Raw genomic sequence first — 5994 nt, forward strand, 5'->3', positions numbered from 1 at the left:
CCTCCTGCTCGCGCCGTGCCTCCTGCTCGCGCCGTGCCTCCTGCTCGCGCCGTGCCTCCTGCTCGCGCCGTGCCTCCTGCTCGCGCCGTGCCCACTGTTTACGCCGCGCCGCCCACCGTCGCCGCGCTGACTGCGCGTGTAACACTGCCCGTTCGCGCCCCGCCCACCGTGTCCCTCACCCGCACCGCATCGACCGCTCGGGCGCCAGCCGTCCTCCTTCCGACTTCCGAGCGACCGCGAGCCGGCCGCCCGGCCGCTGCACCCGGTGAGAAGTCGGCTCCGAGGCCGACTCCCGCTGAGCGGAAATGACCCGGTATCCGCGGCGGAATAAAGCGAACCACTATTCCTTCGGGAGGAAACCAGCGAAATTACAATGCGCCCGAAAATACAATAGCGAGCCAATTTCGCGTAGGCATCCAGCCATTCGGGCGGTGTCGGCGCGCCCCGCCGAACCGGGCCACCGCGGTGGCGGCCCGGTCGGCTGGAAAGCTGCGGCGGGTGGGGTGGTCCTAAGCGGACAACAGGGCCACCGCGCGCTCCTCTAGTGTCCGGGCCTCATCCACCAGGTCGGCCGATGAGGCAAAGAAGGCTGCGTGGTCGGCGGACGGCTCCAAGTGCGCCAGTTGGGACCACACCGCGCCCGATGAGCGGAACAATTCGGCTGCTTCGGGCAGGGAGGAGGAGCCGAGCAAGGGGGCGGCCTCGTCCAGGAAACTCGCGTACAGGGGGCGGGTGGCGCCGGGGGCCGTGAACTCGTGGTCCAGGCACTCGTGCAGGCGGCGTACGGCCTGGGCGAAAGCCGGCGGGTCGGCGAAGCGCCTCGCCCAGCCCTTCTTGGTCCGGGCGTCGCGTAGCTGGGCGGCCAGCCTGGTCATGCCGGAGAAGCCGAAGTTGACGTCGAACTTGTGCCCCAGCACCGGGCCCGTCAGGTGCGCCACCGTGGTCGCGATCGCGTCGCGCAGGCCGGACGCCAGCACCTCGGGCGGGACGACGCCGCCCGGTTCGAGCACGATCTGGTGGTGCCGCGGCCACTGGGTGCGGAATTCGGGCTCGGGCATCGTGGTGACGTCGAAACCGGAGTCGATCACTAACTGGCCGTCGTTGCTTGCGGTCACGACGATCTCGTACGGGTAATCGTTGCGTCGCACGGTGCAGTAGGCGGGGCGGCCGCCGGACAGGTCCAGCTTGCCCTGTTTTTCGGCGTGCGGGACGGCCAGGCGGCGGAGGATGGCCGGCAACCAGGGGTCGGGGTGGTGCTGGCAGACGATCGTGAGCATCGGCGGCAGGCCGGTGTACTCGAAGATCGCGTACATGAAACCGATGCCGCCGGCCAAGCCCGTCAGCATGGCCTCGGAGAACGGCTCGCCGGTGTGCGGGGCGCGGTAGCCGGCCCGGTCCAGCATGAGCGCGGCCAGCGTGCTCAACCGATGCTGAGAAAGCGGGGTGGAGGCGGCGGTCAGATGGCGGCGGGCGGTGGTGTAGGACTCGCCGGTCCGGGCCATGCGGGCGCGGATCAGCTGCTTGAGGTGCCTGCGTTCGGTCATCGCACGGGTCCTGTCCGGGCGCGGCGGCGGGCCTGCCCACGCCGGACCGCGGCCACGCCGTCACAGGTCGGTGTGCGGCTCGGCGCGCGCCCGCGATGGCATCGACCACCTTTGCCCCCGCGCTGCCGGTGGGCGTGGGCCACCGATCAGGGGGTACGGCGCGCGGGCCGCGCCGGGTGCGACCCACTGTACGCAAGAAGGCCCGGCCGGGGGACCGGCCGGGCGATTGGCGAGTTGCGGCGATTCAGATGAGCCACCGGTTCTTCTGGACCAGCGGGAGCCGAGCCCACCACTTGCCGAGGCCCCAGGTGTGGCCGGCGTAGGTGAGGGCGACCACGATCGCGCTGAGGCCGTAGACGATGTGGTAGTCGACCAGGGGGTTGGTCGAGCCGGTCGGTTCGCCGCCGTTGGTCTGCTGGGCCAGCGGCCACTCGGCGAGCCACATCATGGCCATCATCAGGGCGGCGGCGCCGGCGGCGATCCGCAGGCCGATGCCGAGGATCAGGGCCAGGCCGATGCCGAGCAGGCCGAGCATGAAGGCCCAGTTGGCGAACGTGGTGCCGGCCAGGCTGTTGAAGAAGCCCTGGAACGGGCCGACGTCCAGGTTGGACAGGAAGCCCTTGGTCGGCGAGCCGCCGTTGATCCAGGCCCGGGCCTCAGGGGTGCTGTAGCCGAGGCCGAAGGTCTTGTCCAGGAACGCCCAGAGGAAGACGAACCCGGTCGAGATGCGGAGCACGGCGAGTGCGCGGGCGGCGGTCTTGGTAAGCATGGAGCCCGGGGCCTCGACCTGCTCGAGGTGGGCCGCGTGGCTCCGGCCGGTGGTGGTCATTGTTCCTCCTCGTTCCGTCTCTCTCTGGTTTTGACTCTCCTCTGTTTGCCGGCCGGTCACCCGGGCCCAAGAACCCTTTCCGGCGGGACCAAAGTCCCGTCATCAGTCCGGGCAGGACCGCGACCGCGGCGCAGGACAGCAGTTCGGCGGCGGTGAGCGGCTGGGTGCCGAGCAGGGCGCGCAACGGTTCGATCAGGACACCGGCCACCTGCAGCAGGGCGGAGGTGGCCACGGCGACCGGCAGCCAGCGGTGCAGACCAGGCCGGCCAGCGCAGGCCGGGCGAGGCCGTCGTCGGCGGGCCGAGGCTGGACCTCGCCCCCGGTTCGTAGCCGCGGCCGGATATCTCGAAGTGGAGCCGTCGGCGGTGACCGCACGTTGCACGGACATCCGGTTCTGGTGAGCGTGCCGGTCTTGTCGGCGGCGATCACGGTGACCGCGCCGAGCGTCTCGACCGCGTGCAGCCGCCTCGGGATGGCCCGCGACCGGGCCATCCGGCGGGCGCCCAGGGCCAGGGCCAGGGGTGACCACGGCCGGCAGGCTCTCCGGTACGGCGGCCACCACCAGGCTGACCGCGGTAATCGTCATCCGGGCCACCGGCTGACCGGAGAGCACGCCGCCCGGCCGGTCACCAGTACGGTCCCGGCCTCGGCGGCTTCTCCGCAAGACCGGTGCACGGGTACCGCCTCGCCGGTCACCGCGGACTCGTCAAAACCGGCGCGCTCGGCGACGACCAGGTCCAGGTCGGCCGGCACGATGTCGCCGGCCTCCACGCGTACCAGATCGCCTTTGACCACGTCGGAAGCCGGAACCAGCAGCTCCTGGCCGTCCCGGACGACGCGCGCCGACGGCGCGGCGAGCTGGTCCAGCGCCGCGATCGCCGAGTCGGCGCGCACCTCCTGCACCACCCCGATCGTCGTGTTCACGGCCGCCACCAGCGCGATCACCAGGGTGTCCGGCAGGTCGCCGAGCGCGGTGGTGACGGCCGCGGCGGCGGAGCAGCAGGACCAGGGGATCGGCGAGCTGAGAGAGCCGTTGGCCCCGGGACTTTAGGCCCTGTGTCCGGCCGCCAGGAGGAAGGTAGAAAGGAAGGATGATCCGAGTCTTTCTGCTCGACGACCACGAGGTTGTCCGTCGCGGGCTGGTCGATCTGCTCGAGGCGGGCGGCGACATCCAGGTGATCGGCGAGTCCGGTTCCGCCCAGGAGGCGGCGCGGCGCATCCCGGCGCTGCGACCGGATGTGGCGATCCTCGACGCTCGGCTGCCGGACGGCAACGGCATCGACGTCTGCCGGGACGTGCGCGCGATCGACTCGACAATCAAAGGCTTGATTCTGACCTCGTACGAGGACGACGAGGCGCTCTTCGCAGCGATCATGGCCGGGGCATCCGGGTACGTGCTCAAGCAGATCCGCGGCACCGACCTGGTCGACGCGGTGAAACGGGTCGCGCAGGGGCAGTCGCTGCTCGACCCGGCGGTGACCCAGCGGGTCCTGGAGCGCATCCGCAACGGCGTGGAGCAGCCGCGCGAACTGGCCTCGCTGACCGACCAGGAACGGCGCATCCTCGAGTTCGTGGCCGAGGGCCTCACCAACCGCGAGATCGCCGGCCGGATGTTCCTCGCCGAAAAGACGGTGAAGAACTACGTGTCCAGCCTGCTCGCCAAGCTCGGCCTGGAACGGCGCACCCAGGCCGCGGTGCTGGCAACCCGGCTACTGGGTGATCATCCGCACGGCTGACCGCGGTCGATTTCGGTGAGCTGCACCACCCACCCGAACGGGCGGGAAACCTGCCTCATACCTCTGACCAGCCCGTACCCTCAATCCGAGGCGTTCTCGCCTGGGTAAATGGGTGGGAGGACTGTCGGAGGTCGCTGCTACCGTGGCGCCCTCAGGTCCAGGGAAGGGCCGGCCTGCGGCCGGTAGGGGGGTAACACCGTGTCCCAGCAGCAGGTTTCGTCGGCTGACAAGATCGATGGAGCCGTTCTGAAGATCGCCGGCGTGGTCGTGCTCGGTGCGATCATGTCGATTCTCGACGTCACGGTCGTCAGCGTCGCGCTGCCGACGTTCCAGAGCGAGTTCAACGCCTCGTACGCCGAGGTCGCCTGGACCATGACCGCCTACACGCTGGCGCTGGCCACGGTCATCCCGGCCACCGGCTGGGCGGCTGACCGGTTCGGCACCAAGCGTCTCTACATGGCGGCGTTGGTCCTGTTCACCCTGGGCTCCGGCCTGTGTGCCACTGCCGACTCGATCGAGCAGCTCATCGCGTACCGGGTCCTGCAGGGCCTGGGCGGCGGCATGCTGATGCCGCTCGGCATGACGATCATGACCCGGGCCGCGGGCCCGCACCGGATCGGCCGCCTCATGGCGATCCTGGGCATCCCGATGCTGCTCGGCCCGATCGGCGGCCCCATCCTCGGCGGCTGGCTGATCGACGTCGCGAGCTGGCACTGGATCTTCCTTATCAACGTGCCGATCGGCGCGATCGCCCTGGCCTACGCCGCTTGGGCGCTGCCCAAGGACACGCCCGAGCCGTCCGAGTCGTTCGACGTGGTCGGCGCGCTCATGCTCTCGCCGGGTCTGGCGTTGTTCCTCTACGGGGTGTCCTCGCTGCCCGAGACCGGCACGATCACCGCGACCAAGACCTGGACGACGATGCTCATCGGCGGCCTGCTCGTGATCGCGTTCGTGTTCTACTCGTTCAAGCCCAAGCACCCGCTGCTCGACCTGCGTCTCTTCCGCAACCGCAACCTCACGGTCGCGTCGCTGTCGCTGTTCATCTTCATCGTCGCGTTCATGGGTGCCGGTCTGCTCTTCCCGAGCTACTTCCTGCAGGTCCGCGGCGAGAGCACGCTGACCGCCGGCCTGCTGATGGCTCCGCAGGGCCTCGGCGCCATGGTGACGATGCCGATCGCCGGCATGCTGGCCGACAAGATCCCGGTCGGGCGCACCGTGCCGTTCGCGCTGGTCCTGATCGCGACGGGCTTCTTCACCTTCACCCAGGTCGACACCGACACGTCCTACCTGGTGCTGTGCGGCTCGCTGTTCGTGATGGGCCTCGGCATGGGCGGCACGATGATGCCCATCATGACCTCGGCGCTCAAGACGTTGAAGGCCCACGACGTGGCCCGCGGCTCCACCCTGGTCAACATCCTCCAGCAGATCGGCGGCTCGATCGGCGCCGCCATCATGTCGGTGATCCTGACCAGCGAGCTGAACGGCTCAACCGTGGTCCCCGGCGCCACCAACCCGCAAACCGGCGAGCCGATGACCGAGGCCGGCATTGCCATCGGCGCCCAGCTCAACCCGGCTTTGGCCCAGCAGGTCCCACCCGACCTGATCGACCGAGGCTTGGCCTTCGCCGCCGACTGCTTCGCCAACACTTTCTTCGTGGGCTTCCTGGTGGTCCTGCTGACCTTCATCCCGGTGGCGTTCCTCCCCCGAAAGCGCGAGGTCTCCCACATCACCGACGACATCGACCAGCCCCCGGCCCCAGCGATCGCCCTGCACTGAGCCCCACCAGCACCACCATTCCCGCCGGCGCGGGCCCCTGAGGGCCCGCGCCGCCGCGCTTTCCGCGTCTGCGTTGCGCCGCGCTTTCCGCGTCTGCGTTGCGCCGCGC

General features: G+C 70.0%; 6 protein-coding genes. 2 read left to right on the top strand and 4 right to left on the bottom strand.

The window, feature by feature from the left end; all coding sequences use genetic code 11:
- Nucleotides 1–509 precede the first annotated feature (509 nt).
- The 4 genes from Ari01nite_RS14605 to Ari01nite_RS49825 all read right to left on the bottom strand — a co-directional run bounded on the left by Ari01nite_RS14605 (nt 510) and on the right by Ari01nite_RS49825 (nt 3318).
- On the bottom strand, nt 510–1544 hold the full coding sequence (locus Ari01nite_RS14605; protein ID WP_203781773.1) for a DUF4872 domain-containing protein: 1035 nt from the start codon (nt 1542–1544) through the stop codon (nt 510–512).
- Nucleotides 1545–1788: 244 nt separating this feature from the next.
- Nucleotides 1789–2313 carry a DoxX family membrane protein gene (locus Ari01nite_RS14610; protein ID WP_369076768.1) on the bottom strand — a complete coding sequence of 175 codons (525 nt, stop codon included), beginning with the start codon at nt 2311–2313 and terminating at the stop codon, nt 1789–1791.
- Complete coding sequence (locus tag Ari01nite_RS51390) at nt 2201–2959, bottom strand: cation transporting ATPase C-terminal domain-containing protein (RefSeq protein WP_369076769.1); 759 nt, start codon at nt 2957–2959, stop codon at nt 2201–2203. The genes Ari01nite_RS14610 and Ari01nite_RS51390 overlap by 113 nt, the downstream gene beginning before the upstream one ends.
- Nucleotides 2956–3318 carry a P-type ATPase actuator domain-containing protein gene (locus Ari01nite_RS49825; protein ID WP_239162753.1) on the bottom strand — a complete coding sequence of 121 codons (363 nt, stop codon included), beginning with the start codon at nt 3316–3318 and terminating at the stop codon, nt 2956–2958. Before Ari01nite_RS49825 ends, Ari01nite_RS51390 begins: the two co-directional genes overlap by 4 nt.
- A 146-nt stretch (nt 3319–3464) precedes the next feature.
- Between Ari01nite_RS49825 and Ari01nite_RS14620 the strand changes: the two genes are divergently transcribed.
- Together Ari01nite_RS14620 and Ari01nite_RS14625 are read left to right on the top strand one after the other, a co-directional pair.
- Nucleotides 3465–4109, top strand: coding sequence for a response regulator (locus Ari01nite_RS14620; RefSeq protein WP_203781775.1), 645 nt, complete (start codon nt 3465–3467; stop codon nt 4107–4109).
- 198 nt (nt 4110–4307) lie between these two features.
- On the top strand, nt 4308–5885 hold the full coding sequence (locus tag Ari01nite_RS14625) for a DHA2 family efflux MFS transporter permease subunit (RefSeq protein WP_203781776.1): 1578 nt from the start codon (nt 4308–4310) through the stop codon (nt 5883–5885).
- The last annotated feature ends 109 nt before the right edge of the window (nt 5886–5994 follow it).

It is taken from the genome of Paractinoplanes rishiriensis (assembly GCF_016862375.1).
Classification (GTDB): Bacteria; Actinomycetota; Actinomycetes; order Mycobacteriales; family Micromonosporaceae; genus Actinoplanes; species Actinoplanes rishiriensis.